This is a genomic window from Brevundimonas sp. Root608 (genome assembly GCF_001427825.1).
In the GTDB taxonomy this organism is placed as follows: Bacteria; Pseudomonadota; Alphaproteobacteria; order Caulobacterales; family Caulobacteraceae; genus Brevundimonas.
Genome location: NZ_LMGT01000003.1, coordinates 1 through 23,514 on the forward strand (window position 1 = coordinate 1; position 23,514 = coordinate 23,514).

24 protein-coding genes and 2 riboswitches are annotated in these 23,514 nt (G+C 68.8%); of the genes, 12 read left to right on the forward strand and 12 right to left on the reverse strand.

Annotated elements, in window-relative coordinates; translation table 11 throughout:
- The first annotated feature begins 341 nt into the window (after nucleotides 1-341).
- The 5 genes from ASD59_RS06115 to ASD59_RS06135 all read left to right on the forward strand — a co-directional run bounded on the left by ASD59_RS06115 (nucleotide 342) and on the right by ASD59_RS06135 (nucleotide 3,011).
- On the forward strand, nucleotides 342-704 hold the full coding sequence (locus ASD59_RS06115) for an AtpZ/AtpI family protein (RefSeq protein ID WP_055829951.1): 363 nt from the start codon (nucleotides 342-344) through the stop codon (nucleotides 702-704).
- 7 nt (nucleotides 705-711) lie between these two features.
- Nucleotides 712-1,503: a F0F1 ATP synthase subunit A gene (locus ASD59_RS06120; protein ID WP_055829909.1), complete on the forward strand. Its 792-nt coding sequence runs from the start codon at nucleotides 712-714 to the stop codon at nucleotides 1,501-1,503.
- A 48-nt stretch (nucleotides 1,504-1,551) separates the two neighbouring features.
- A complete protein-coding gene (locus ASD59_RS06125; RefSeq protein ID WP_055829911.1) occupies nucleotides 1,552-1,818 on the forward strand; it encodes a F0F1 ATP synthase subunit C in 267 nt (88 codons plus the stop codon).
- 93 nt (nucleotides 1,819-1,911) lie between these two features.
- Nucleotides 1,912-2,499 carry a F0F1 ATP synthase subunit B family protein gene (locus tag ASD59_RS06130; protein ID WP_055829912.1) on the forward strand — a complete coding sequence of 196 codons (588 nt, stop codon included), beginning with the start codon at nucleotides 1,912-1,914 and terminating at the stop codon, nucleotides 2,497-2,499.
- The gene (locus ASD59_RS06135; RefSeq protein WP_055829914.1) at nucleotides 2,499-3,011 is read left to right on the forward strand and encodes a F0F1 ATP synthase subunit B; all 513 of its coding nucleotides are present in this window, start codon (nucleotides 2,499-2,501) and stop codon (nucleotides 3,009-3,011) included. Before ASD59_RS06130 ends, ASD59_RS06135 begins: the two co-directional genes overlap by 1 nt.
- Before the next feature lie 58 nt (nucleotides 3,012-3,069).
- Here ASD59_RS06135 and ASD59_RS06140 read toward each other — a convergent pair whose 3' ends face one another.
- From ASD59_RS06140 to ASD59_RS06175, 8 genes are all read right to left on the reverse strand, one after another.
- Nucleotides 3,070-3,558: a DUF6789 family protein gene (locus ASD59_RS06140; RefSeq protein WP_055829916.1), complete on the reverse strand. Its 489-nt coding sequence runs from the start codon at nucleotides 3,556-3,558 to the stop codon at nucleotides 3,070-3,072.
- 114 nt (nucleotides 3,559-3,672) lie between these two features.
- A complete protein-coding gene (gcvPB, locus tag ASD59_RS06145) occupies nucleotides 3,673-5,244 on the reverse strand; it encodes an aminomethyl-transferring glycine dehydrogenase subunit GcvPB (RefSeq protein ID WP_055829918.1) in 1,572 nt (523 codons plus the stop codon).
- A gap of 11 nt (nucleotides 5,245-5,255) precedes the next feature.
- A complete protein-coding gene (gene gcvPA / locus ASD59_RS06150) occupies nucleotides 5,256-6,602 on the reverse strand; it encodes an aminomethyl-transferring glycine dehydrogenase subunit GcvPA (RefSeq protein WP_055829920.1) in 1,347 nt (448 codons plus the stop codon).
- Nucleotides 6,603-6,629: 27 nt separating this feature from the next.
- Complete coding sequence (gene gcvH / locus ASD59_RS06155; protein ID WP_055829922.1) at nucleotides 6,630-6,992, reverse strand: glycine cleavage system protein GcvH; 363 nt, start codon at nucleotides 6,990-6,992, stop codon at nucleotides 6,630-6,632.
- Between the two features lie 11 nt (nucleotides 6,993-7,003).
- Nucleotides 7,004-8,119: a glycine cleavage system aminomethyltransferase GcvT gene (gene gcvT / locus ASD59_RS06160; protein WP_055829923.1), complete on the reverse strand. Its 1,116-nt coding sequence runs from the start codon at nucleotides 8,117-8,119 to the stop codon at nucleotides 7,004-7,006.
- Nucleotides 8,120-8,174: 55 nt separating this feature from the next.
- Nucleotides 8,175-8,262: riboswitch (glycine riboswitch) on the reverse strand.
- Nucleotides 8,263-8,266: 4 nt separating this feature from the next.
- Nucleotides 8,267-8,364: riboswitch (glycine riboswitch) on the reverse strand.
- Nucleotides 8,365-8,393: 29 nt separating this feature from the next.
- Nucleotides 8,394-9,407: an adenosine deaminase gene (locus ASD59_RS06165; RefSeq protein ID WP_055829925.1), complete on the reverse strand. Its 1,014-nt coding sequence runs from the start codon at nucleotides 9,405-9,407 to the stop codon at nucleotides 8,394-8,396.
- Between the two features lie 32 nt (nucleotides 9,408-9,439).
- Nucleotides 9,440-11,242, reverse strand: a complete 1,803-nt coding sequence (gene argS / locus ASD59_RS06170) for an arginine--tRNA ligase (protein WP_055829927.1) — start codon at nucleotides 11,240-11,242, stop codon at nucleotides 9,440-9,442.
- Complete coding sequence (locus ASD59_RS06175) at nucleotides 11,243-11,956, reverse strand: hypothetical protein (RefSeq protein WP_055829928.1); 714 nt, start codon at nucleotides 11,954-11,956, stop codon at nucleotides 11,243-11,245.
- Between the two features lie 147 nt (nucleotides 11,957-12,103).
- Here ASD59_RS06175 and ispH point away from each other — a divergent pair, with 147 nt between their 5' ends.
- From ispH to ASD59_RS06200, 5 genes are all read left to right on the forward strand, one after another.
- On the forward strand, nucleotides 12,104-13,075 hold the full coding sequence (gene ispH, locus ASD59_RS06180) for a 4-hydroxy-3-methylbut-2-enyl diphosphate reductase (protein WP_055829930.1): 972 nt from the start codon (nucleotides 12,104-12,106) through the stop codon (nucleotides 13,073-13,075).
- Between the two features lie 80 nt (nucleotides 13,076-13,155).
- Nucleotides 13,156-14,070 (forward strand): DUF4232 domain-containing protein, encoded by a 915-nt coding sequence (locus tag ASD59_RS06185; protein WP_055829933.1) that lies wholly within the window; start codon nucleotides 13,156-13,158, stop codon nucleotides 14,068-14,070.
- Between the two features lie 55 nt (nucleotides 14,071-14,125).
- On the forward strand, nucleotides 14,126-15,316 hold the full coding sequence (locus tag ASD59_RS06190; RefSeq protein ID WP_055829934.1) for a glycine C-acetyltransferase: 1,191 nt from the start codon (nucleotides 14,126-14,128) through the stop codon (nucleotides 15,314-15,316).
- A complete protein-coding gene (tdh, locus tag ASD59_RS06195) occupies nucleotides 15,316-16,368 on the forward strand; it encodes an L-threonine 3-dehydrogenase (protein WP_055829936.1) in 1,053 nt (350 codons plus the stop codon). Before ASD59_RS06190 ends, tdh begins: the two co-directional genes overlap by 1 nt.
- Before the next feature lie 9 nt (nucleotides 16,369-16,377).
- Nucleotides 16,378-16,833 carry an opioid growth factor receptor-related protein gene (locus ASD59_RS06200; protein ID WP_055829938.1) on the forward strand — a complete coding sequence of 152 codons (456 nt, stop codon included), beginning with the start codon at nucleotides 16,378-16,380 and terminating at the stop codon, nucleotides 16,831-16,833.
- On the opposite strand, the gene ASD59_RS06205 is transcribed toward ASD59_RS06200, so the two are convergent.
- Both ASD59_RS06205 and ASD59_RS06210 read right to left on the reverse strand, forming a co-directional pair.
- Nucleotides 16,830-17,222 carry a hypothetical protein gene (locus ASD59_RS06205; RefSeq protein ID WP_055829940.1) on the reverse strand — a complete coding sequence of 131 codons (393 nt, stop codon included), beginning with the start codon at nucleotides 17,220-17,222 and terminating at the stop codon, nucleotides 16,830-16,832. The two genes, ASD59_RS06200 and ASD59_RS06205, sit on opposite strands and share 4 nt — an antisense overlap.
- Before the next feature lie 69 nt (nucleotides 17,223-17,291).
- Complete coding sequence (locus ASD59_RS06210; RefSeq protein WP_235561738.1) at nucleotides 17,292-18,296, reverse strand: DNA topoisomerase IB; 1,005 nt, start codon at nucleotides 18,294-18,296, stop codon at nucleotides 17,292-17,294.
- Between the two features lie 153 nt (nucleotides 18,297-18,449).
- Between ASD59_RS06210 and rlmJ the strand changes: the two genes are divergently transcribed.
- Nucleotides 18,450-19,277 carry a 23S rRNA (adenine(2030)-N(6))-methyltransferase RlmJ gene (gene rlmJ / locus ASD59_RS06215; RefSeq protein ID WP_055829943.1) on the forward strand — a complete coding sequence of 276 codons (828 nt, stop codon included), beginning with the start codon at nucleotides 18,450-18,452 and terminating at the stop codon, nucleotides 19,275-19,277.
- Here rlmJ and ASD59_RS06220 read toward each other — a convergent pair.
- On the reverse strand, nucleotides 19,274-19,576 hold the full coding sequence (locus ASD59_RS06220; RefSeq protein WP_055829944.1) for an antibiotic biosynthesis monooxygenase family protein: 303 nt from the start codon (nucleotides 19,574-19,576) through the stop codon (nucleotides 19,274-19,276). The two genes, rlmJ and ASD59_RS06220, sit on opposite strands and share 4 nt — an antisense overlap.
- 165 nt (nucleotides 19,577-19,741) lie before the next feature.
- Here ASD59_RS06220 and ASD59_RS06225 point away from each other — a divergent pair, with 165 nt between their 5' ends.
- Nucleotides 19,742-22,243 carry an ATP-binding protein gene (locus ASD59_RS06225; RefSeq protein ID WP_055829946.1) on the forward strand — a complete coding sequence of 834 codons (2,502 nt, stop codon included), beginning with the start codon at nucleotides 19,742-19,744 and terminating at the stop codon, nucleotides 22,241-22,243.
- Between the two features lie 3 nt (nucleotides 22,244-22,246).
- Here ASD59_RS06225 and hemF read toward each other — a convergent pair whose 3' ends face one another.
- The gene (hemF, locus tag ASD59_RS06230; RefSeq protein WP_055829949.1) at nucleotides 22,247-23,134 is read right to left on the reverse strand and encodes an oxygen-dependent coproporphyrinogen oxidase; all 888 of its coding nucleotides are present in this window, start codon (nucleotides 23,132-23,134) and stop codon (nucleotides 22,247-22,249) included.
- Between the last annotated feature and the right edge of the window lie 380 nt (nucleotides 23,135-23,514).

A 23,514-nucleotide genomic window follows, 5' to 3' on the forward strand; every position in this document is an offset into this window, starting at 1 on the left:
GCGGAGCGAAGGCGGCGACGCCGAAAACACATCCGGTCCCCGTAACGCGAAAGCAGGGGGCCACATATCGGTTCCGGGCTAGCCGCCCGCGCTCCGCGACCTCCCCGTCCCTTTCCGGCAGCGATGCCGGAAAGCGAAGACTCCTGCCCGGATTTCGGCCCATCCCCAGCGACCCTTCGCCACGCCCCCGGATTGGTGAAACAAACATGCGGAAAATCAACGCCATACAGCACGTCCGCGCCGCCTTGACCTGCGGGGGTCTCGCCTATAGGTTCCGCGCCGAATTCAGACCCCCTTCGAGGCCCGCCTTCCGGCGCCAGCATCGAGGCGCTGAGGCCATCATGTCCCTGCCAACGGAATCGCGCGAAGAGGCGATCGAACGCCTTAACACCAGCGCATCCGATCTGGAGGCGCGCACTGCCCGGCAGATCTCTCACGAGGCCGCCGGTCAGGCTGCGGCGGGACAGGCCTGGAAGATTCTCGCCGATTTGTTCGGCGGCGTCTTCGTCGGTCTGGCGATCGGCTTCGGGATCGACCGGTTCGCCGGCACGACGCCCTGGGGAATCATCGGCGGCGTCCTTCTGGGCTTCGCCGTCTCGGTGTGGATGGCGTGGCGCACGGCGCAGCGTCTGATGGCCGAAGCGAAACAGCATGGGGAGCCGGACTCGGTTCCCTTCGACGACGACGAAGACCAGGGAGTCTGATCGCCCGATGGCCGATCCGCTACACCAGTTCCAGGTTACCCCTCTGCCGGGTCTCGACTTCGGCGAAGTGACTCTGCCGCTCGTCGGCACGGTCCATCTGGCCTTCACCAATTCGCACCTGGCGATGACCATCGCCTTCCTCGTGGTGGTGATCTTCTTCCAGCTGGTCACCTCGGGCGCCAAGGTCGTTCCGGGCCGCGGTCAGGCCGTGGGCGAGACCCTGTTCGGCATGATCGACGGCATCGCCGAGTCGATCATCGGCCACGACGGCAAGAAATATTTCCCGTTCGTCTTCACCGTCTTCACCTTCATCCTGGCGATGAACCTGCTGGGCCTGTTCCTCAGCTTCACGGCCACCTCGCAGCTGGCGGTCACCGCCACCTTCGGCGTCATCACCTTCCTGCTGGTCGTGATCATCGGCATCCGGAAGAACGGCCTGAAATTCCTCGCCCTGTTCTGGCCCACCGGCGCACCGCTGGTCATGCGTCCGATCGTCGGCCTGATCGAATTCTTCTCCTTCCTGCTGCGCCCCCTGACCCTCACCCTTCGTCTGTTCGGCAACATGATGGGCGGCCACGTCGCCCTGAAGGTCTTCGCCGGCTTCGTCGTGTCGCTGGGCGCCATGGCCGCCGCGGGCGGCTGGGGCTACCTCGGCCTGCCGGGCGCCGCCCTCTCTCTCAGCCTGGTCACCGCCCTGACCGCGCTGGAGTTCCTGGTCGCCTTCCTCCAGGCCTTCGTCTTCGCCGTGCTGACCTGCGTCTACCTGAACGACGTGGTCAATCTGGGCGACCATCACTAACCCACCCGCTTCTTCTCCAACCAACCAACTCTCACAGGACTGAACACCATGGTTGATCCGCAAATCGCCGCCGCCAACGCCGCCGCCATCGTCTCGGCCGGCAACGCCATCGGCGCCGGCCTGGCCATGACCGGCATGATCGGCGCCGGCATCGGCGTCGGCAACATCTTCGGCAACTTCCTCTCGGGCGCCCTGCGCAACCCGTCGGCCGCCGGCTCGCAAATCGGCAACCTGTTCGTCGGCGCGGCCCTGGCCGAAGCCCTGGGCATCCTGTCGTTCGTCATCGGCATCCTGCTCTGGACGTCGGCGAGCTGATTTCGTCCTTCTGATCGAGGGGCGGCCCGGTTCCGGCCGGGCCGCCGCCTCGTTTCTGACTGACGTATCGACCGCTCCAACTTCAGGCGACAGATGACCGTATCCGCTCAACCCGCAGTGACTCACGACGCGCCGCCTTCGGTGGACGTCGCGGACACGCACGCCTCGACCGAAGCCGCTCACGGCGAAGGCGGAGGCGGCCTGCCGCAGTTCGAGTTCCAGCACTGGTTCGGTCAGATCGTCTATCTGATCATCCTGTTCGCCCTGCTCTACTGGCTGATGGCCAAGGTCTTCGTGCCGCGTCTGCGCGGCGTCATCGACCAGCGCGCCGCCACCATCTCCGACGCCGTCTCGGCCGCCCGTCAGGTCCAGGCCGAGGCCGCCGGCCAGGCTGAGCAGGCCAAGGCCGAGGTCGAGGCCGCCCGCGCCTCGTCCCGCTCCATGGCCGCCGCCGCCAAGGCCCGCGTCACCGAACAGGCTGCCGCCCGCGCTGCCGAGGAAGAGGCCGTCGTCAACGCCCGCATCGCCGAGGCCGAGACCGCCATCGGCAGGACCCGCGACGCCGCCATGACCAATGTCTCCTCGATCGCTTCCGACACGGCCGCGGCCATCGTCGAACGCCTGACCGGCAAGGCGCCGACCGCCGCTGAAGCCGCTGCCGCTGTGAAGGGCGCCGCCTGATGGAATTCTTCAACCCGCATCTCTACGACCTCGCCAACCCGGAGCTCTGGGTCGCCGCCGGCCTGTTCCTGTTCATCGGCCTGTGCGTCTTCGTCGGCGTGCCCAAACTGGTCGCCGGCCAGCTCGACGCCAAGGCCGCCCGGATCCAGTCCGAGCTCGACGAGGCCGCCCGCCTCCGCGCCGAGGCCGAGGCCCTGCTGGCCCAGATTCGCGCCGAAAAGGCCGAGGCCGAGGCCCAGGCCGCTGAAATGCTGAGATCCGCCGAAGCCGACGCCCGCGTCATGGAGGCCGAGGCCAAGGTCAAGCTGGAAGAGACCCTGAAGCGCCGTCAGGACCTGGCTGAACGCCGCATCGCCCAGGCCGAGGCCCAGGCCTCCGCTGAAGTGAAGGCCGCCGCCGCCGACCTGGCCGCCCGCGCCGCCGAACAGATCCTGGCCGCCCGTCTGGCCGGCCAGACGTCCGACCCGCTGCTCGACGCCGCCATCGCCCAGATCGGCTCGCGCCTCAACTAGGCTCGATCAGCGCCGCAAGAAAAACGCCCCGCCGGTCTCCGGCGGGGCGTTGTCGTTTTCAGTGCGCCGGCGCGGCGCCCGGCATCGAGCCGACCCGCTTGTCGCGCTCGACCAGCCGTCCATAGACGTTGCCCAGTACGATCCCGTAGACGGCGTGCGTGGCGATCATCCAGGCGAAGGTGCCGAAGCCTGCGCCCATGAAGAACAGGCCCACCGGCCGGCCTCCGACGAGCCCCACCAGCGGCGCGATCGTCAGCCCCATCAGGATGAAGGCCCCGATGGCGAAGACGATGCCCTTGGATTCCGGCGTGTCCGTCGGCAGCCGCGGGCACAGCACGCCGAAGGCCGGCCCGAGCACGAGCGTCCCGACGAGCAAATGCGCCGCCCACCCGACCGCGATCGTGTCCGGCATCTGGAGCATGACTGAAAGAAGTCTCGGGAAGCTGGCGGCCCAGGGCCCCAGCATCAAATTCGCGATCTCAAGCACCGAAACCGCGACCGTGGCCGCGAGACCGGCGACCACACCCTTCTGTACGCGTGACATCATGACCGTTAGCGCCTCCCAAACGCTTGTTGTGGCTCAGACTACGCAAGGGAGAGCATACGCCTGCTGGGACAGGCGGCGTTCACTTTGCCGTGCTTCGCAGTTGCGAAGCGGAACCTACTCGGCGGCGATGTTCGAGCCTTCCGGCGCCGTCCAGCGCAGCACCGGCGAGCGGGCCGCTCGGGTCTCGTCCAGGCGCTTCATCGGCGCATGGAAGGGCGCGCCCTTGAAGCGGTCGACGTCGCCGGCCTTGGCCGCCGTCGCCAGCGCCCGCATCGCCTCGATGAAGCGATCCAGCTCCTGCTTCGACTCGGTCTCGGTCGGCTCGATCAGCATGGCCCCGTGAACGACCAGCGGGAAATACATGGTCATCGGGTGGAAGCCCTCGTCGATCATCGCCTTGGCGAAGTCGAGCGTGGTCACGTCCGTGCCCTTCAGCCATTCGTCGTCGAACAGGGCCTCGTGCATGCACGGCCCCTCCGGGAAGGCGGCGCTCATCAGGTCCGACAGCCGGGCCTTGATATAGTTGGCGTTCAGCACCGCGTCCTCGGCGACCTGACGCAGGCCGTCGGACCCGTGGCTCATCATGTAGCTGAGGGCGCGGGTATACATGCCCATCTGGCCCTGGAAGGCGCACAGCCGGCCGAAGGCCTGGGCCGCCTCATCCTCCTCGCGCTCGATCAGGCGATAGCCGTCGGCGTCATGCACCACCCACGGGGCCGGGGCGAACGGCGCCAGCGCCTCGGACAGCACCACCGGACCCGCGCCCGGCCCGCCGCCGCCGTGCGGCGTCGAGAAGGTCTTGTGCAGGTTGATGTGCATGGCGTCGACCCCCAGATCGCCCGGCCGCACCCGCCCGACGATGGCGTTGAAATTGGCCCCGTCGCAGTAGAAATAAGCTCCCGCTTCATGGGTCAGCCGGCTGATCTCGAGGATGTCGCGCTCGAACAGGCCGCAGGTGTTGGGATTGGTCACCATGATGGCGGCGACGTCGTCGCCCAGCTTGGCGGCCAGGTCGGCCACGTCGACGCGGCCGTCCTCGGTCTGGGCCACTTCCACGACCGTATAGCCGACGAAGGCGGCGGTGGCCGGATTGGTGCCGTGGGCCGAGGTCGGCACCAGCACCTTGCGGCGCCGCTCATGCTGGCCCGAGGCCTCGTGGGCCGCACGGATGGCCATCAGGCCGCACAGTTCGCCATGGGCGCCCGCCTTGGGCGACAGGGCCACGGCCGGCATGCCGGTCAGGGTCTTCAGCCAGTGCGCCAGCGTGTCCATCAGCTCCAGCGCGCCCTGCACCGTCGAGGTCGGCTGCAGCGGGTGGATGTCGGAGAAGCCCGGCAGGCGGGCCATTTTCTCGTTGAGGCGCGGGTTGTGCTTCATCGTGCACGAGCCCAGCGGATAGATGGCCAGGTCGATGGCGTGGTTCTTCTGCGACAGGCGCACATAGTGGCGCATCGTCTCGGGCTCGGAGAGACCTGGCAGGCCGATCGGGTCCCTGCGGACCAGGTCGCCGAGGTCGGAGCCGTCGGTCTTGGGTTCCGGCAGGTCGACGCCGGTCTTGCCCCAGCCGTCGCTCTCGAAGATCAGGTGCTCGTCCTGCAGCAGGCCGCGGCCGCCGGTCAGGGTGGCGGGCTTGCTCTCGACGCGGTTCGGAGTGGTCGGGCGGCCGACGGAGTTCATGGTGCTCATGGTCATGATCCTCAGGCGGCCAGGACTTTGGACAGGGATTTGGCGAGAATCTGGATGTCGATATCCATCGTCATTTCGGTCGCGGCGACCAGCAGGACGTCATCCATGCCGGCGTCCGGCGCCAGACGGCTGTAGGGCACCCCCGCCAGGATATGGTGGCCGGCCAGGGTGTTGACGATCTCCGCCGCGTTTCCGGGCAGCCGCACGGCGAACTCGTTGAAGAAGCGCGGGGTCAGGATTTCGACGCCCGGGATGGCGGCGAGAGCGTCGCGCGTGGCCAGCGCCTTCTCGTGGTTCAGCAGGGCCATCTTTCGCAGCCCCGTCTCGCCCAGCAGGCTCATGTGGATGGTGAAGGCCAGGGTGCACAGGCCCGAGTTGGTGCAGATGTTCGACGTCGCCTTGTCGCGGCGGATGTGCTGCTCGCGGGTCGACAGGGTCAGGACGAAGCCGCGCTTGCCGTCGGCGTCGACCGTCTCGCCGGTCAGGCGCCCCGGCATCTGGCGGACCAGCTTTTCCCGGCAGGCGAACAGGCCGACGTAGGGTCCGCCGAAATTCAGGGCGTTGCCGATCGACTGGCCCTCGGCGGCGACGATGTCGGCCCCCATTTCGCCCGGCGACTTGAGCAGGCCCATGGACACGGCCTCGGTGACCACCACGATCAGCAGAGCCCCGGCGGCGTGGGCCGCCTCGGCGATCTTGGTGACGTCCGTCGCCGTGCCGAACACGTTCGGGGTCTGGACCACGACGCAGGCGGTGTCCGGCCCGATCTGGGCGATCACCTCCGCCTCGGCGTCGACGGCGGCGGGCAGAACCTGGGTTTCGACCCCGACGGCGTGCACCACCGTCTCGGTCGCCCGGACATAGTGCGGATGCACCCCGCCCGAGATCACCGCCTTGTTGCGGCGGGTCACGCGGGTGGCCATCAGCACGCCCTCGGCCATGGCGGTCGAGCCGTCATAGAGGCTGGCGTTGGCCACCGGCATGCCGGTCAGGTTCGCGACCTGGGTCTGGAATTCGTAGAGATACTGCAGCGTGCCCTGGGCGATTTCCGGCTGGTAGGGCGTGTAGCTGGTCAGGAACTCCGACCGCTGGATCACATGGTCCACCGTCGCCGGGACGTGGTGCTTGTAGGCCCCCGCCCCGCAGAAGAAGGGCACGGAGCCGGCCGAGGCGTTCTTGGCCGCCATGGCTCCCAGCGCCCGCTCGACCTCCAGCTCGCCCGCCACGCGCGGCAGGTCGACGAAGCCGTCGCGACGCGCCGCTTCAGGCACGTCCACGAACAGGTCGTCGATGGATTTCGCGCCGATGGCCGCCAGCATGGCGGAGCGGTCGTCGGGCGTCAGCGGGAGGTAGCGCATGGCGGGGAGATCCGTGCGTGAAAGGGCTTAGAGGGTGGCCAGGAAGGCGTCGTAGGCGGCGCGGTCCATCAGGCCGTCGGTCGAGGTGTCCGACACCTTGATCTTCGCGAACCAGCCTTCGCCTTCGGGATCGGCGTTGACCGTTTCCGGGGCGGAGGCGAGGGCGGCGTTGCCTTCGATCACTTCGCCCGAGACGGGGGCGTAGACGTCCGAAGCCGCCTTGACGCTCTCGACGACGGCGAAGCTGTCGCCCTTCGAGACCGACTTGCCGGCCTCCGGCGTCTCGACGAACACCACGTCGCCCAGGGCGTCAGCGGCGTGCTTGGAGATTCCGACGGTGGCGATGTCGCCGTCGAAGCGAACCCACTCGTGATCCTTGGAGAAATGCATCGATCCGATCCTCAGGCTTTCGGTTTGCGATAGTAGCGTTGGGCGACGAAGGGCATGGCGACGACCTCGGCCGCGGCGGGCTTGCCGCGCACCAGGACCTTCAGGTCCGTGCCCAGTTCGGCGAACTGCGGCGGGACATAGCCCATGGCGATGTTGCGGCCCAGCGTCGGCGAGGGGCCGCCCGAAGTGACCGTGCCGATGACCTTGCCGTCCATGTCGGCGATCTCGGCGCCTTCGCGGGCCGGGGCGCCTTCCTTGACGCTCAGGCCGACACGGATCCGCGACGGGCCGTCGGCCAGTTCCTTCAGGATGCGGTCGGCGCCGTTGAAGTCCGCACGCTCCTTGCGCGACTTCGACAGGGCGAAGGTCAGGGCGCCCTCGACCGGGCTGGTCGAGGCGTCGATGTCGTGGCCGTGCAGCGGCAGGCCGGCCTCGAGGCGCAGGCTGTCGCGGGCGCCCAGGCCGATCGGCTTGACCCGGGCGTCCTTCAGGATCGTGTTCCAGACGCGCTCGGCCTGATCCGCCGGAACGGAAATCTCGTAGCCGTCCTCGCCGGTATAGCCCGACCGCGAAACGAAGCAGTCGCAGCCGAACAGCATCAGCCGGGCGCAGTCCATGAAGCCCATCTCGGCCAGCAGCGGCTCATGCGCGGCCATGACCTCGGCGGCCTCGGGCCCCTGGACGGCCAGCAGGGCGCGATCGTCGAGGATTTTCAGCGTCGCGTCGCCCTGCAGATTGGCTTTCAGGAAGGTGAAGTCGGCGTCCTTGTTGCCGGCGTTGACCACGACATAGAGGCCGTCATGATCTGGCTTGCCGGCCATCAGGTCGTCCATGACGCCGCCCTCGGCGTTCAGCAGCAGGCTGTATTTCTGCCGGCCCGCCTTGAGGACCGCATAGTCCCCGGGCACGAACCGTTCGAACTGGGCGATCGCGTCCTCGCCGGTGATCCTGCACTGGCCCATGTGCGAGACGTCGAACAGGCCGGCGTGCTCCCGGGTCCAGCGGTGCTCGGCCAGCACGCCCTCGTACTGCACCGGCATGTCATAGCCGCCGAAGCCCACCATGCGGGCGCCGAGCGCGCGGTGCGCGGCGTTGAGGGGCGTGGTCTTCAGGGGTTGGTCGGTCATGTTCAGGCTCCACGGTCGCGTCTTGGGGCGGAAAGCTCCGCCGTCCTCGCGCCCCCGCTGTCCTGAAGCCTGAGAGATTCCGGCCGCCAGAACCCTGACCAGCCTTGCTCCGTCGGCGCGCTCCGGAGAGCGACTTTCCAGCGTCCGTACGTCCTCGCGGTCCGTTTGCCTGAGCGTTTCCGGGGCGGTTGCGCCTTCGGCTCCGGAGCCCCCGAAAGGGCTCCGATCTCTCCCGCGAGAGCGCCGCGACCTAGGCCCCGACTCCGGGTCGGTGTCAAGCGGGACGGGCGGCGTATGCCTCGACTTCGGCGATCCGCGCGGCCTTTCCGGCCTCGTCCAGGAACGAGCCCTCGAAGCTGTTGCGCGCCAGCAGGGTGACCTGCTCCCGCGTCAGCCCCACGGCCCGCGCCAGCTGGCGATAGTTCTCGTTCACATAACCTCCGAAATAGGCCGGATCGTCGGAGTTCAGGGTGACGTGCAGACCACGCCGCAGCATTTCGGGTACGGGGTGGTCCCTGAGGTCCTTCACCACGCAGAGCTTGAGGTTCGACAGCGGGCAGACCGTCAGCGTCATCCGTTCGTCGGCCAGCCGCTCGACCAGACGCGAATCTTCCATCGAGCGGTTGCCGTGGTCCATCCGGTCGATGTGCAGCAGGTCCAGCGCCTCCCGGACATAGGCCGGCGGACCTTCCTCGCCGGCGTGGGCGCAGAGCTTGAGGCCCAGCGCGCGGGCGGCGGCGAAGACGCGTTCGAATTTCGAGGGCGGGTGTCCCACCTCTGATGAATCCAGCCCCACCCCGACGAAGTGACGCAGATACGGCTTCGCCGCCTCGAGCGTGGCGAAGGCTTCCTCCTCCGACAGGTGCCGCAGGAAACTGAGAATCAGGCCCGAGGTCACGCCCAGTTCGGCGCGGGCCCGGTCCATGCCGGCGATCAACCCCTCGACGACGACCCCGAAGGGCACGCCCCGGTCGGTATGGGTCTGGGGGTCGAAGAAAATCTCGGCGTGCCGCACGTTGTCCGCCGCCGCGCGCCCGAAATAGGCGAACGCCAGATCCTCGAAGTCGCGCCGCGTCAGCAGCACGTTCGCCCCGGCGTAGTAGATGTCGAGGAAGTCCTGCAGGTTGGAAAAGGCGTAGGCGGCGCGCACAGCCTCTACGCTGTCGAACGGAATGGTCACGCCGTTCCGCTGCGCCAGCTCGAACATCAGCTCGGGCTCGAGGCTGCCTTCGATATGGAGATGAAGCTCCGCCTTCGGCAGGCCGGCGATATAGGCGTCGAGCGACATGGGCGGCTCCGGAAACGAGCCGCCAGTCTAGCCTACATCCGCTCCGGCGTCTCGATGCCCAACAGGCGCAAGGCCGTCTCCAGCTGGTCCAGAGCGGCCTTCGACAGCGCCAGTCGCGAACCTCGGGTCGCCTCATCCGGCGCGATCAGCACCGGGCAGGCGGCGTAGAATTTGGAGAACGACTGCGCCAGCCGGTAGGCATGCTCGGCCACGACGTGGGGCATGCGCTTCTCATAGGCTTCGGCGACCGCCTGCGAGAAGGCGTCCAGCGTCAGGGCCAGGTCGCGTTCGGCCGGTTCGGCGATGACGATGGGCCCGGGCGTCGCGCCCTGTTCGGCGGCCTTGCGCAGCAGGGATTTGATCCGCACCGCCTGATACAGAAGATACGGTCCGGTCTTGCCCTCGAAGCTCATGAAGCGGTCGAGGTCGAAGACGTAGCTGGTGGTCCGGCTGTTCGACAGGTCGGCGAATTTCAGCGCCGCGACCGCCACCTTGTGGGCGGTGGCCTCGAACTCGGCCTCGGTCAGATCTTCGCCCAGATGCGCCTCGTGCAGTCGGTCGCGCGCCTTCTCCACCGCCATGGTGATCAGGTCGTGCAGCTTCAGCACCCCGCCCGCGCGGGTCTTGAACGGCTTGCCGTCCTGCCCGTTCATGGTGCCGAAGCCGAGGTGGTCCAGCGAACCCTCGGCGGCGTAACCCGCGAGATACGCCGCGCGGAACACCTGTTCGAAATGCTCCGACTGGCGCTCGTCGACGACGTAGAGAATCAGGTCGGGGTCGATGGCCTTGCGTCGGTCGAGGATCGTGGCGAGGTCGGTCGTGCCGTACATGGCCGAACCCTCTGACGAGATGACCAGCAGCGGCGGCGGGCTGGGCGCCTCGATAACGGAGCCGTCGGCCAGCTTGCGTTTGCGGGTTTCTCCGGGCCTGGCCACGTGCACCACCCGGGCGCCGTCGTCCTCGACCAGCAGGCCGGTCTTCTCGAGGTGGGCGATCATCTCGGCCATCACGGGATCGGCGTCGCTCTCGCCGTTCCACAGGTCGAAGGTCACGCCCAGGGCGCCGAACTCACGCTCCAGCGCCGTGCGGCTGACGGCGACGAAATGGGCCCACAGCGCCCGGTAGCCCGGGCGACCGCCCTGCAGCTCCGCCGTCGCCTTGCGGGCGCGGTCGCGGAAGCCGGCGTCTTCTTTGGCCATGGCCGCGGCGGCCGGATAGAGGCGTTCGAGGTCTTCCAGCGAGACCGGGCTCTGCGCCGGGAAGGGACCGTCACCCTCGGCGAGGAAGCCGTCGGCCTTGCCCTCGTCGCCGACGGCGACGATCAGCAGGCCCATCTGGAAGCCCCAGTCGCCGAAATGGGCGTCGCCCCAGACCGTGTCGCCGCGGAAGCGGAAGATGCGTTTCAGGCTCTCGCCGATGATCGACGAGCGCAAATGGCCGACGTGCATCGGCTTGGCCACGTTCGGGCCGCCGAAGTCGATGATGACCTTGCGCGCCGTGGCGACCGTTGAAGCGCCCGAATGTCCGGCGTCGGCGGCCACTTCGGCGGCCCGGGCCGACAGGGCGGAGTCCGCCAGTTTGAGATTGATGAAGCCTGGTCCCGCCACCTCGACCGAGGACAGGCGCGGATCACCCGCCAGCCGCTCGGCGACCCGGGCCGCAAGCTCGCGCGGATTGGCTTTCAGCGCCCTGGCGGCGGCCAGCGCCCCGTTCGACTGGAAATCCGCCAGGTCGGGGCGATCCGAGGTCGTGACGCGTCCCAGCGAGGGGTCCACGCCTTCGGCGGCGAAGGCGGCCCCGACCGCTTCGCCCAGGACAGTTCTGAGGTCGGTCATTTACTGGGCCGGGGGAGGCGTGGCGGCCGGCGTGCCCGCATTGACGCGGAACCGGCTGCCCGAGCGGTTGAACTCGGCCATCTGCGGCGTGACGTCGAAGCCGACCAGGATTTCGAAATGGTCGCCGCTGGTGGTGGCGCTGGCGCGCGGGATGACGATGGTCTGGTCCTGGGTGACCGTCGCCGTTTGTTCGCCGTCGAAATTCACGGGCAGGTCGAAATATTCCTTGGCCAGGATCGCCCGGTTCCGTTCGGTCACCGCGATCCAGTAGCGATAGGTGCGGGCGTCGCCCTGGGCCTGGGGCCCGCGACCGAGGTTGAACAGGATGCGGGTCTGCACGGTGATGGGCTGGTCGTCCTGGTAGCCGCAGTCCGACACCAGACCCTCGATCTCGCCGGTGAAGCCGACGTTGGCGGCCGCAACCCGGTCGCCGGTCAGTTCGACATAGCGGGCGGCGTCGTACAGCACCTTAACATAGGGGCAGGGGCCGGCGGCGGCGCTGCGGCGCAGGGGCGCGATGCGGGGGCGGCGCGGGGTGTTGGGGTCGGCCTGCTCGCCGGCCTGCGGTTCCTGGCCGGGACGCTGGCGGCCGGTGCGATCCTGCTGCTGCTGCCCGGAGCCGTACTGGGCGCTGGCGACCGTCGGGACGGTCACGACCGCGATCGCGGCGGCGGCGAGGGCCGAGGCCAGGGAAACCTTGAGGACGCGACGCATGAAAGTGTTCCGGAAACGAGGAGGTGCGGCGACAGCCCGACGCCGGCGGCACGCTCGCCGCTGATAGCGGCTAAACCGAGGCGCGGCAAACCCGCGCGCGCGGAAACCACGGTGGCGGGAAGGGGTTCGAACGACTAGGTTCCGGCGATGACCGTTCACGCCCCCATCCACCCGACCGGCAAGCGCGCCCTGACCGTGCGCCTGGCCACGCCGCGCGGCTTCTGTGCGGGCGTCGACCGGGCCATCCAGATCGTCGAGCGGGCGATCGGGAAATATGGCGCCCCCGTCTATGTGCGGCACGAGATCGTGCACAATCGCCACGTGGTCGAGCGGCTCAAGGCCATGGGCGCCGTCTTCGTCAAGGAACTGGACGACTGTCCCGACGACCGTCCGGTGGTGTTCTCGGCCCACGGCGTGCCCAAGTCGGTGCCCGCCACGGCGCGGGCCCGCGAGATGCTGTATCTCGACGCGACCTGCCCCCTGGTCTCCAAGGTCCATGTCGAGGCCGAGCGCCATCACGCGGCCGGGCGGCACATCATCCTGATCGGCCACGCGGGCCACCCCGAGGTCGTCGGCACCATGGGACAACTTCCGGCCGACGCCATCAGTCTGGTCGAGACGACCGCCGATGCCGAGGCCTTCCAGCGTCCGGGCGACGCGCCCCTGGCCTACGCCACCCAGACGACCCTGTCGGTCGACGACACCAGCGAAATCCTGTCGGTGCTGAAGCGCCGTTTCCCCGAACTGCCGGACCCGCACAAGGAAGACATCTGCTACGCCACAACCAACCGCCAGGAGGCGGTCAAGCGGCTGGGCGCGGGCTGCGATCTGGTGCTGGTGATCGGGTCCGCCAACTCGTCCAACTCGGTGCGCCTGGTCGAAGTGGCCTTGCGCGCGGGAGCCCGCGACGCCCGTCTGGTCGATGACGCGGCGCAGGTTGACTGGTCCTGGCTGGAAGGCGTCTCGACCCTCGGCATCACCGCCGGAGCTTCGGCCCCGGAGCGTCTGATCGAGGAGCTCATCGAGGCGGTGTGCGCCCGGTTCGACGCCGAAGTCGTTGAGGACGCCGGCGAACGGGAAACCGTCGCCTTCAAACTGCCCCGGCTGCTGACAGCCTGACGGGTCGGTCCCGGCGCTTGCGCAAGCGGAGCCTTTGGCCTTGGCTGACGTTGAACTTCAGACCCAACCGTGGAGCTTCCATGCGCCCTCGCACTGTCTGCACGATCGTCTCGACCCTGGCCCTGACCGCCGCCGCGGGCTGCACCCGGGAGGCCGAAGCGCCGCCGACGGCGCCGGTCGAGCCGAGCCCGGCGCCGGCGGGACCCATGGCCCCGGCGGTCAGCTACGCCTGTGAAAGCGGTCAGTCGGTCACCGTCGCCTATCCCGACGCCGCGACCGCCCAGCTGACCTACAGGAGCCGAACCTACGTCCTGCGTGCCGTTCAGGCCCCCTCGGGCGCGCGCTTCACCGGCTCGGGCATGGAATGGCAGACCGTGACGGCGGCGGGTCAGGAAAGCGCCAGCCTCAGCCGCCTCGGCCCCAATCAGGACGTCGGCGTCGCGGTGCTGGAGCGGTGCAGCCGGCCCGCGTCGGCTCCGATCGCGCCCGGCCCGGTCCCGACGCCCGACGCCTTGCCGGGAGGACCGCTGCCGCCCGCAGCCACGCCGTGCAAGGGACCTCAGTTGAAGCTTTCGGCCGACAGCGGCGACGCCGGCATGGGCCATCGGGTCACGATCGTCGGCGTGCAGAACGTCAGCGCCCAGGTCTGCAGCCTGACCGGCTATCCGACCGTGACGCTGCAGGATGCGCGCGGGCGCAGCCTGACAACCGTCCGATCCGAACAGAACCCGGGCAGCTACCTGCGCTCCGGACAGGCGCCGGCGCCGGTTACAGTCCAGCCGCAGGCCAAGGCCTTCTTCGACCTCGCCTGGACCGTCGTCCCGAACGAGGGACAGGGCGAGACGGCCTGTCCGACCGCCGCGCGCATCCGCGCCCTCGCCCCGGGCGACACCTCGCCCACGACCCTGGCCCAGACCTTCACGCCATGCGGCGGCCGCATCCAGGTCAGCCCGTTCCGGGCTGCGGCCGAGCCGGCCCCGGTCCCCGGAGGTTGAGGCGCGCGTCCGGCGGGGGTTCAAACCGCACGAAAAATGGCCTAGCGGAGCGCCCATGACAGCAACCTTCCATGACCGCGTCCGCGCGGAACTCGCCGACATCGACGCCCAGGGGCTGACCAAGCCGGAGCGGGTCATCGCCTCCCGTCAGGGCCCGGTGATCAGGGTCGGCGGCCGCGACGTGCTGAATTTCTGCGCCAACAACTATCTCGGCCTCGCCGGCGACGAACGGGTGACCCAGGCCGGGATCGCGGCGCAGCAGAAATGGGGGGCCGGCACCGCTTCGGTGCGCTTCATCTGCGGCACCCTGGAGATCCACAAGGAACTCGAGCGATCGATCGCCGACTATCTGGGCTTTGAGGACACGATCCTGTTCGCCGCCGCCTTCGACGCCAACGGCGGCATCTTCGAGCCCCTGTTCGGGGCCGAGGACGCCATCGTCTCCGACAGTCTGAACCATGCCTCGATCATCGACGGCGTCCGGCTGTGCAAGGCCAAGCGGTATCGCTTCGCCAACTCGGACATGGACGACCTGGAGACCCAGCTGAAACAGGCCCGGGCCGATGGCGCGCGCGAGATCGTCATCGCCACCGACGGCGCCTTCTCGATGGACGGCTATATCGCCAAGCTGAAGGACATCCGGGCGCTGGCCGACAAATACGACGCCCTGATCATGGTCGACGACTGCCATGCGACCGGCTTCCTCGGCCCCCAGGGCCGCGGCTCATACGCCCATCACGGGGTCGAGATCGACTTCCTGACCGGCACCTTCGGCAAGGCGCTGGGCGGGGCCATGGGCGGCTTCATCTGTGCGACGTCCGAGGTCGTGGCCCTGCTGAAGCAGCGGGCCCGGCCCTACCTCTTCTCCAACGCCCTGGCCCCGGCCGTCTGCGGCTCCAGCCTCGAGGCCATCCGCATCGCCGGCGGCGACGAGGGCGACGGCCTGCGCAAACAGCTGTTCGCCAACGCCGTCCGCTATCGCGCCGCCATGACGGAGGCCGGCTTCACCCTGCTGCCGGGCGAGCATCCGATCATCCCGGTCATGCTGGGCGACGCGAAACTGGCCCAGGACTTCGCCGCCCGGGCGCTCGAGCTGGGCGTTTACGTCATCGGCTTCAGCTTCCCGGTGGTGCCGCGCGGCCAGGCCCGCATCCGCACCCAGATGTCGGCGGCCCACACCTTCGAACAGATTGATCAAACGGTCGCGGCGTTCACGACGGCCGGACGCGAATTGGGAGTTATCTGATGACCGACACCATGAAGGCTCTGGCCAAGACCCGGCCCGAAGTCGGCCTCGAACTGATCGACGCGCCGGTCCCCGTGGCCGGGCCGGAGGACGTGCTGATCCGCGTCAAGCGCACCGCCGTCTGCGGCACCGACATCCACATCTGGAACTGGGACGAGTGGAGCCAGAAGAACGTCCCGGTGCCTATGATCACCGGTCACGAATTCTCGGGCGAGATCGTCGCCATCGGCAAGGACGTCGATCGCCGCCTCAAGGTCGGGCAGCGGGTTTCGGCCGAGGGCCACGTCATCGACCTGAACTCGGAAGCGGCCCGCGCCGGCCATTTCCACCTCGATCCCGACACCCGCGGCATCGGTGTCAACCGCCAGGGCGCCTTCGCCGAATTCGTCGTCGCCCCGGCCTTCAACGTGATTGAACTGCCCGACGAGGTGCCGTGGGAGATCGGCGCGATCCTCGACCCGTTCGGCAACGCGGTGCACACGGCGCAGCAGTTCGACCTGCTTGGCGAGGATGTGCTGGTCACCGGCGCCGGACCCATCGGCATGATGGCTGCGGCCGTCGCCCGCCACGCGGGCGCCCGCACCGTGGTCCTGACCGACATCAACGACTTCCGCCTCGAGCTGGCCCAGAAGGTCGCGCCGGGCGTGCGCACCGTGAACACGACGCGGGAGGATCTGAAGGACGTCATGCACGAGCTCGGCCTCAAGGTCGGCTTCGACGTGGCGCTTGAGATGTCGGGCTCGCCGATTGCCTTCAAACAGTGCGTCGACACCCTGATCATGGGCGGCGGCATGGCCATGCTGGGCATCCCGTCGAAGCCGATGGAAACCGACTGGGGCGCGATCATCCTCAAGGCCCTGACCATCAAGGGCGTCTACGGCCGCGAGATGTTTACCACCTGGCGCAAGATGCTGGGCCTGCTCAAGGCCGGCCTCGACCTGACCCCGCTGATCACCCACCAGATGGGCTACGAGCGCTTCGAGGAGGGCTTCGAGGCCATGCGGTCCGGCCAGTCCGGCAAGGTCGTGCTCAACTGGGACAAGGCGGCCTAGGGCGAACCCATGTCCGCGCCCGGCGCCATAACCGCCTTTCTCGAAGGCGAAGGTCCCGATGCGCGGGGACGCACCCTGTTCGACATCCTGGCCATGGACAACAGCGCACTGGAGCAGTCCCACGACTACATCCAGTGGCTGTTCCCCTTGCGCGAGCCGTCTCGCGCCGTGCCCGACGCCCCGGTCCTGACGGACGCGGAGGTCGAGGCCATCCGGGACTCGGGCATGGCCCAGATCGCTCTCGCCGCCGCGACGGACCGGATGGACGCCTTCTATCGCGCCACCCACGACTGGCTGATGCCGAACGACCACAACCATCTGCGGATCACGCGGATCATCCGGTCGCTGCGGCTGCTGGTCGGCGACGACGAGGCGGACGCCTTCAAGGCGGCGATCCTGTCGCGGGTCGAGATGACGCGGGCGCCGGTCAGCGTCCGCAGCCGAGGCTACTGGATGACCGCCTAGGCAGTCATCGTCGCCGACTTGCCGCCCGTGGCCCGGAAGACGATGACCGCGAACAGCAGCAGGCTGACGAACACCATCACCTCGGAGACGACCAGGAAGGGGACCAGAGCCGTGTTGCCCATCAGCATGAGCGACAGGCTTGGCATCATGATCAGGAAGCCCACGGCCGCCAGAACGAGATGAGCCACGGGCATCCAGCCTTTGGCGGCTTCGGGGATGACGCGGTAGACGAGGCCGAACAGCATCATCGACGCCCAGCCGATCAGATTGATGTGGGCATGGACGGGGCGCAGCGTGAAATTCTCGTTCGCGCCCATCCAGATGCCAAGGCTCACGCCGACCAGGACGGCGAGGACGCCGAGGCGCAGAAAATTATTCGAAACCGACATTGATTGGATCCCTCCGACAAAGAGGGTTTCGTAAACCGTCGTTTTCCCGGAATCCTAGTTAAAACGTCGTCACGTCAATGTCCTGATGAGGGCCTTCTCGAACGCCGCCGTATCCGGCCCGGGCAGGACGCCCGCCAGGTGGCCGCTTTCGAACAGCTCGAACACCTTCGGATGCACATACGATGACCGGCACACCGTCGGCGTATTGCCCAGCAGACCGGCCACCGCCTTGACGCAGACGGTGATCTGGCGCTTCGCCTCGGTCGCAGAGGCGGGCGGCTCCATCTCGCGCAGGGCCCGGGCGGCCGAGACCGTGCCGGCCCAGGTGCGGAAGTCCTTGGCCGAGAACTGGTCGCCCATGGCCTCGCGGATATAGGCGTTCACATCGTCCGAGGTGAGGGCGCACAGCTGGCCGTCGGCGCCCCGGTATTTGAACAGCTGCTGGCCCGGCAGCTCGCGCAGGGAGCGCACCACGGTGGCAAGGCGACGGTCCTTCACCCTCACCTCATGCTCCACGCCGCTCTTGCCCTTGAAAGTGAAGGTCAGGGCGGTTCCGTCGACGTCGAGATGCCGCTTGTTCAGCGTGGTCAGGCCGTAGGAGCGATTCTGCCTTGCGTACTGGGCGTTGCCCACCCGGATCAGGGTGATCTCGAGAAGCCGGACGGCGGTGGCCAGCACCTTGTCCCGCGATACGCCGCGCCGGTTGAGATCGGCCTCGACCCGTTGACGCAACCGCGGCAGCTTCCTGGCGAAGGCCGGCAGGCGCTCGAACTTGGTCTCCGACGCATGACTGCTCCAGCCGTCATGATAGCGGTACTGTTTGCGGCCCTTCGCGTCGCGACCGGTGGCCTGGATGTGGCCCGAGGCGCGGGGGCAGATCCAGACGTCGGTCCAGGCCGGGGGAATGGCCAGCGCGCGAAGTCGCGCGAGCGTCGGCTCGTCGCGGATCACCGCGCCGCTGGCGTCACGATAGCTGAACCCCTTGCCCGAGGCGGTGCGCCGGATGCCGGGTTGTTCATCGCTGCTCCAGGTCAGGCCGCGCGGAATCTCGGTCGCGGGATCGGCGGCGGTCACGCTCCAGCCGCCCCGGGGCGGGCGTGCCGGCGGTCGGACGGGGCGGGAGGATCGATCACTTTGCACTCCGGTTCGCGTCGCCGAACGACGGGCGGAGGCGGAGGGTTCCCGTCCGCTCTTGACCGCGGCGGCCCGGCGGACGACGGAAGCCCCATGAACTATCGCCACAGCTTTCACGCCGGAAATTTCGCCGACCTGGTCAAGCACGCCCTGCTTCTGTGGTTGCTCGAACGGCGCGGGGCCGACGGCCCCCTGACGGTTATCGACACCCATGCCGGCGCCGGTGTCTACGATCTGGCCGGAGACGGGACGCGGTCGAAGGAGGCCGAGGCCGGGGTCGCGCGGCTGATGGCGGCGGAGAGGCGGCCGCCCCTGATCGAGGCGCTGGCCGCCGCCGTGACCCGGCTGAACCCGCGCGGCGGGGCGGCCCTCTATCCCGGCTCGCCCCTGCTGGTGGCGCAGACGCTGCGGGATGACGACCGCTATGTCGGCTTCGAGCTGAACCCGCCGGTGCTGGACCTGCTGACCGAGGCGCTGGCGCCGTATCCGGAGGCCGCGGCCGAGGGCGGAGACGGCTATGACCAGGCGCGGGCCTGGGCGGCCGAGGCGACGGGCCCGTTGGTTCTCATCGATCCGCCGTTCGAGAAGCCCGACGACTATCTTCGCGCGGCCGACACCGGCGCCGCCATCGTCCGCGCCGACGCCCGCGCCACGGTGGCGATCTGGACGCCGCTGAAGGATCTGGAAACCTTCGACGGCTTCCTGCGCCGTCTGGACCAGGCGGGCGCCCAGCGCGTGCTGGTGGCCGAGGCGCGCCTGCGCCCGCTGACCGACCCGATGCGGATGAACGGCTGTGCGGTGGTGATCCTGAATCCTCCCGCGGGAGCCGAGGCGGCGGCGCGGGAAATCTGCGGCTGGGTCGCGGAAACCCTTGGCGAGGCGGGCGCCAAGGCCGAGGTCTGGTTCACCCAGGCCGGTTAGACGAAGACTTCGCCCGCCTCGTAGAGGTGGGGTTCGAACGTCGCGATGGCCATGATCGGCTCCATGGCGGCATTGACCGCCGGCAGGCGGGTCATGGCCTTCCAGTCCTCGCGCGTCCGCCAGACGGCGTGCACCGCCGCGACCTTGCCGTTCAGGCCCCGGTGGAGGGTGGCCGACAGAAAGCCGTCGGCCTGGCGCTGGGCCCGGACCATGACGGCCAGCAGATCCATCAGCAGATCCAATTTCGAGGGATCGCAGCGATAGACGTTGATCAGGACTACGGGTTCCGGGTCGGCCATGGCGGGCGTCTAGCGGATCGCGTGCGGCGAGTCTCCCACAGCGGGTTGGCCCGCGGCCGGCGCGGCGAATCGTCCGCCGGCGCGCCCGGTCGGGGAAGGACCGTCGTTCGCTAAAGCTTGCTCAACACATGCCGTGCGAGGAAGGGTGACACTGTCGGACCTCCAATGTTCCCTGTTCGTGTCGCCGTCGCGCTTCTGGCCGCCGCTGTCGTTCTCGGCGGCGCGCCGGCCGTCATGGCCCAAGCCGCCGCGGCCACGACCCGGGAGGCTCCGGACGACGCCCTGCGACTGGCGCGGTTCGTCGAGGCCCGGGCCGGATCGACCGATTTCGCCGCCCTCGACCGCTTTGGCGTGGCGGCGATGCGCCGGACCGACCGGGAAGGCCTGAACCGGCTCTATCACGTCACCTGGACCATCCTGAACCAGGGCGACTTCGAAAAGGCGACCCTGTGGAACGGTAGACTGGCCGCGGCGGCGCGGCGACGGGGGGACGACCGGTACGTCGACATCGCCGCCCTGAACGTCCTGGCGATCCGTTATGACAGGGGAGATGCCGGCGTCGTCGTCGAGATGCAAAGGATGGCGCGCGAGGGACGCGACTGGTTCGTCCGGGCCCATGCGGCCCGCCTCAACGCCCTCGCCCTGATCGACGAAGGCCGGATCGGCGAAGGGCTGGAACTGCTGGGCGAAGCCCAGGCCGACATTCCGGAAAAGGACGCCTTCGCCGCTACCGCCCAGGCCGGGATCTGGGAGGTCACGGGCATGGGCCTGAAAGAGCTGAACGACGTCACGGGCGCGGCCGCCGCCTTCCGGAAATTCGAGATCGACTATTCCAACCCGGCCTACCCCCGCCCCGACTTCGACAGCCTCTACAACCTGGCCATGATGGCGGCGAGGGTGGGCGACGGACACCGCGCCGCCCGTTATTTCGCGGCCCACCACCGGCTGGCCCGGCGGGCGGGGCTGACGACCCTGTCCGTCTATGACGCCAGCCTGTGCGCGACGGTCGCCCACGCCCGCGGCGAACCGCGCGCGGTCCTGGCCTGTCTGGCGCCCTATGGGGAAAGTCTCGGCGAGGCGGCGTTCCTGTCCGCCGAGGCCCTGCCGCTGCGCGCCATCGCCCGGGCCCGCACCGGGCAGGTCGCCGGCGCCCGTCGCGACGTGAACGCGCTGCGCCGCCTCGAACGCGAGACGGGCGTCCAGCCGGAGGTCGATCACGCGGAGGCCGAGGTGCTGTTCGCCGAAGGCCGTCCCGAGCAGGCCTTCCACCTCCTCAGGGCGCATATGGTCGCCAGCGAGACCGCGGCGGCCCGCAGCTACAGCGCAGGCATCCATCAGGTGACCGGCGACATGCAGCAGCAGCTGGCCGAGCGCCGGCGGCAGCTGGAGACGGCGCGGTCCAACACCGGCCTGCAGCGGGCCATCATCGGCATCGCCGTGATCTTCCTGCTGTTCGCGGCCGCGACCCTGGCGTGGCAATCCCGGCAGGCCGAGCGGCTGCGGCTGGCCCAGCGCCGGGCGGAGGGAGCCAATCTGGCCAAGAGCGAATTCCTCGCCAATATGAGCCACGAAATCCGGACGCCCCTGAACGGCGTGGTGTCGATGGCGGACTCCCTGGCGCGCCGCGACCTGCACCCGCAGGAGCACGAAATGGTCGAATTGATCCGCTCGTCCGGCGCGACCCTGGAGCGGCTGCTGTCCGACATCCTCGACAGCGCCAAGATCGAGTCCGGGCAGCTGACCTTCGAGCGGGCCCCGTTCGATCTCGAGCAGTCGGTCCATGACGTCGCCGCCCTGTGGCGGGTCAAGGCCGAGGATCAGGGCGTCGCGCTCGAGGTCGAGTTCGATCCGGCCCTTGCGGGTCTGGTCGAAGGCGACGCGGTGCGGCTGAGGCAGGTGCTGACGAACCTGGTCAGCAATGCGCTGAAATTCACCTCGAAGGGATCGGTGCGGATTTCGGTGGCGGCCATGGACGGCGGCCGGGCGGCCTTCCGTGTCACGGACACCGGCGTCGGGTTCGAGCCCGACCAGAAGGGCCGCATCTTCCGCCGGTTCCAGCAGGCGGACGGCTCGATCACACGACGGTACGGCGGCACGGGCCTGGGCCTGACCATCTCAAACGCCCTGGTCGAGCTGATGGGCGGCGGGGCGCTGGATTGCGACAGCGCGCCGGGCGAGGGTTCGACCTTCTGGTTCGACATTCCGATGCCGCGCGCCGTCAGGGGTGCGAGCGAGGCGGAGCCGTTGACGGTGACGGACATCACAACGGCGCCCCTGCGCATTCTGCTGGCGGACGATCACCCGGCCAACCGCAAGGTCGTCGAGATCATGCTGGCGGCCACCGCCATGGAACTGGTGTCGGTCGAAAACGGGCAGCAGGCGGTCGAGGCCCTTGCGGGCGGCGGGTTCGATCTGGTCCTGATGGACATGCAGATGCCGGTCATGGACGGGCTGACGGCGACGCGGGAAATCCGCGCCATGGAGGCGGAGCAGGGCCTGGGGCGGACGCCGATCGTGATGCTGACCGCCAACGCCATGGCCGAACATGTGGCGTCCGGCCGCGTGGCGGGAGCGGACGGCCACCTGACCAAGCCGGTGACCCTGGTCAGCCTGTTCGAGGCCATCGCCTCCGCGCTCGATGGCGAGGCGCGCCGCGAGGCGGCCTGATCGTCAGGGCCATTTCACCACAGGCGGCATCGAACTGAGGATCGACTCGACGTTGCCGCCGGTCTTGAGCCCGAACATGGTGCCGCGGTCGTAGAGCAGGTTGAACTCGACATAGCGGCCGCGCCGGACCAGCTGTTCGTCGCGCTCCCCGGCGGTCCAGGGCTCGGCCATCCGGCCGGCGACGATGCCGGAATAGGCCTCGAGGAACCGGGTCCCGACGTCACGGGTGAAGGCGAAATCCCTGTGGTAGTCGCCGCTGTCGTGGTGGTCGTAGAAGATCCCGCCGGTGCCGCGGGGCTCGTTGCGGTGGGGCAGCCAGAAATATTCGTCGCACCACGCCTTGAAGCGGGCGTGCCATGAACCGTCTCTGGCCGGATCGTGGGCGTCGCAGGCGGCCTTCATCGCCGCGTGGAAGGCGAGGGTGTCGGGCGCGTCCGGGCGGCGGTCGACGTTCAGGACCGGGGTCAGATCGCCCCCTCCGCCGAACCAGCTGCGGGTCGTGGCGATGAAGCGGGTGTTCATATGCACCGCCGGCACGCGCGGGCTGACGGGATGGGCGATCAGGCTGACGCCGGTGGCGAAGAAGCGCGGATCCTCCGCGGCGCCGGGCACCGACTTCGCATAGTCGGCCGGGAAGGTCCCGTGCACGGTCGAGACATGGACCCCGACCTTTTCGAACAGCCGGCCGTGCATCATGCCCATGACGCCGCCGCCGCCCTCGGGCCGGTCCCAGGGCGTGCGCACGAAGCGGCCGGGTTCGCCGGGAAACAGGTCGGCGGGCGCCGCGTCCTCCAGCGCCTCGAAGGCGGCGTGGACGCGATCGCGCAGTGTCTCGAACCAGGCGCGGGTCTCGGCCTTGCGTTGATCAAGCGAGGGGGAGGGGGCGGTCATGGGGGGTCTGTAATGTGTCTGGCGGCAAGGGAGAAGGCTGGATGCTCTCCCTCCCCTTCATGGGGAGGGTGGTCGCGTAGCGACCGGGTGGGGAATTGCAGACGCACCCCACCCTGTCGTCGCTTCGCGCCGACATCGTCGTCGGATCGGCTCCGCCGACTCTTCCTCCTCCCCATGAAGGGGAGGGAGAAGCAGGCGTGCGTCATCGCCGCTTCCGGAGAAGCGGTTGGGGAGGTCGCGGAGCGCGGGCGGCTAGCCCGGAACCGGAATGTGGCCCCCTGCTTTCGCGTTACGGGGACCGGATGTGTTTTCGGCGTCGCCGCCTTCGCTCCGCGTGATCGCGGCTTCCGAGCGCTTCGGGGCGGGCATCGCATGGCCAG

Excerpts from the sequence above, each read along its gene's own strand:
- ASD59_RS06190 (WP_055829934.1), top strand. The coding sequence starts at position 14,126 with ATGACAGCAACCTTCCATGACCGCGTCCGCGCGGAACTCGCCGACATC.
- tdh (WP_055829936.1), top strand. The coding sequence starts at position 15,316 with ATGACCGACACCATGAAGGCTCTGGCCAAGACCCGGCCCGAAGTCGGC.
- gcvPA (WP_055829920.1), bottom strand. The coding sequence starts at position 6,602 with ATGCGCTACCTCCCGCTGACGCCCGACGACCGCTCCGCCATGCTGGCG.
- ASD59_RS06220 (WP_055829944.1), bottom strand. The coding sequence starts at position 19,576 with ATGGCCGACCCGGAACCCGTAGTCCTGATCAACGTCTATCGCTGCGAT.
- ASD59_RS06175 (WP_055829928.1), bottom strand. The coding sequence starts at position 11,956 with ATGCGTCGCGTCCTCAAGGTTTCCCTGGCCTCGGCCCTCGCCGCCGCC.
- ASD59_RS06140 (WP_055829916.1), bottom strand. The coding sequence starts at position 3,558 with ATGATGTCACGCGTACAGAAGGGTGTGGTCGCCGGTCTCGCGGCCACG.
- ASD59_RS06225 (WP_055829946.1), top strand. The coding sequence starts at position 19,742 with ATGTTCCCTGTTCGTGTCGCCGTCGCGCTTCTGGCCGCCGCTGTCGTT.
- ASD59_RS06205 (WP_055829940.1), bottom strand. The coding sequence starts at position 17,222 with ATGTCGGTTTCGAATAATTTTCTGCGCCTCGGCGTCCTCGCCGTCCTG.
- gcvT (WP_055829923.1), bottom strand. The coding sequence starts at position 8,119 with ATGACCGACCAACCCCTGAAGACCACGCCCCTCAACGCCGCGCACCGC.
- ASD59_RS06120 (WP_055829909.1), top strand. The coding sequence starts at position 712 with ATGGCCGATCCGCTACACCAGTTCCAGGTTACCCCTCTGCCGGGTCTC.
- ASD59_RS06185 (WP_055829933.1), top strand. The coding sequence starts at position 13,156 with ATGCGCCCTCGCACTGTCTGCACGATCGTCTCGACCCTGGCCCTGACC.
- ASD59_RS06130 (WP_055829912.1), top strand. The coding sequence starts at position 1,912 with ATGACCGTATCCGCTCAACCCGCAGTGACTCACGACGCGCCGCCTTCG.
- rlmJ (WP_055829943.1), top strand. The coding sequence starts at position 18,450 with ATGAACTATCGCCACAGCTTTCACGCCGGAAATTTCGCCGACCTGGTC.
- gcvPB (WP_055829918.1), bottom strand. The coding sequence starts at position 5,244 with ATGAGCACCATGAACTCCGTCGGCCGCCCGACCACTCCGAACCGCGTC.
- ASD59_RS06135 (WP_055829914.1), top strand. The coding sequence starts at position 2,499 with ATGGAATTCTTCAACCCGCATCTCTACGACCTCGCCAACCCGGAGCTC.
- gcvH (WP_055829922.1), bottom strand. The coding sequence starts at position 6,992 with ATGCATTTCTCCAAGGATCACGAGTGGGTTCGCTTCGACGGCGACATC.
- ASD59_RS06125 (WP_055829911.1), top strand. The coding sequence starts at position 1,552 with ATGGTTGATCCGCAAATCGCCGCCGCCAACGCCGCCGCCATCGTCTCG.
- hemF (WP_055829949.1), bottom strand. The coding sequence starts at position 23,134 with ATGACCGCCCCCTCCCCCTCGCTTGATCAACGCAAGGCCGAGACCCGC.
- ASD59_RS06165 (WP_055829925.1), bottom strand. The coding sequence starts at position 9,407 with ATGTCGCTCGACGCCTATATCGCCGGCCTGCCGAAGGCGGAGCTTCAT.
- argS (WP_055829927.1), bottom strand. The coding sequence starts at position 11,242 with ATGACCGACCTCAGAACTGTCCTGGGCGAAGCGGTCGGGGCCGCCTTC.
- ASD59_RS06115 (WP_055829951.1), top strand. The coding sequence starts at position 342 with ATGTCCCTGCCAACGGAATCGCGCGAAGAGGCGATCGAACGCCTTAAC.
- ASD59_RS06200 (WP_055829938.1), top strand. The coding sequence starts at position 16,378 with ATGTCCGCGCCCGGCGCCATAACCGCCTTTCTCGAAGGCGAAGGTCCC.
- ispH (WP_055829930.1), top strand. The coding sequence starts at position 12,104 with ATGACCGTTCACGCCCCCATCCACCCGACCGGCAAGCGCGCCCTGACC.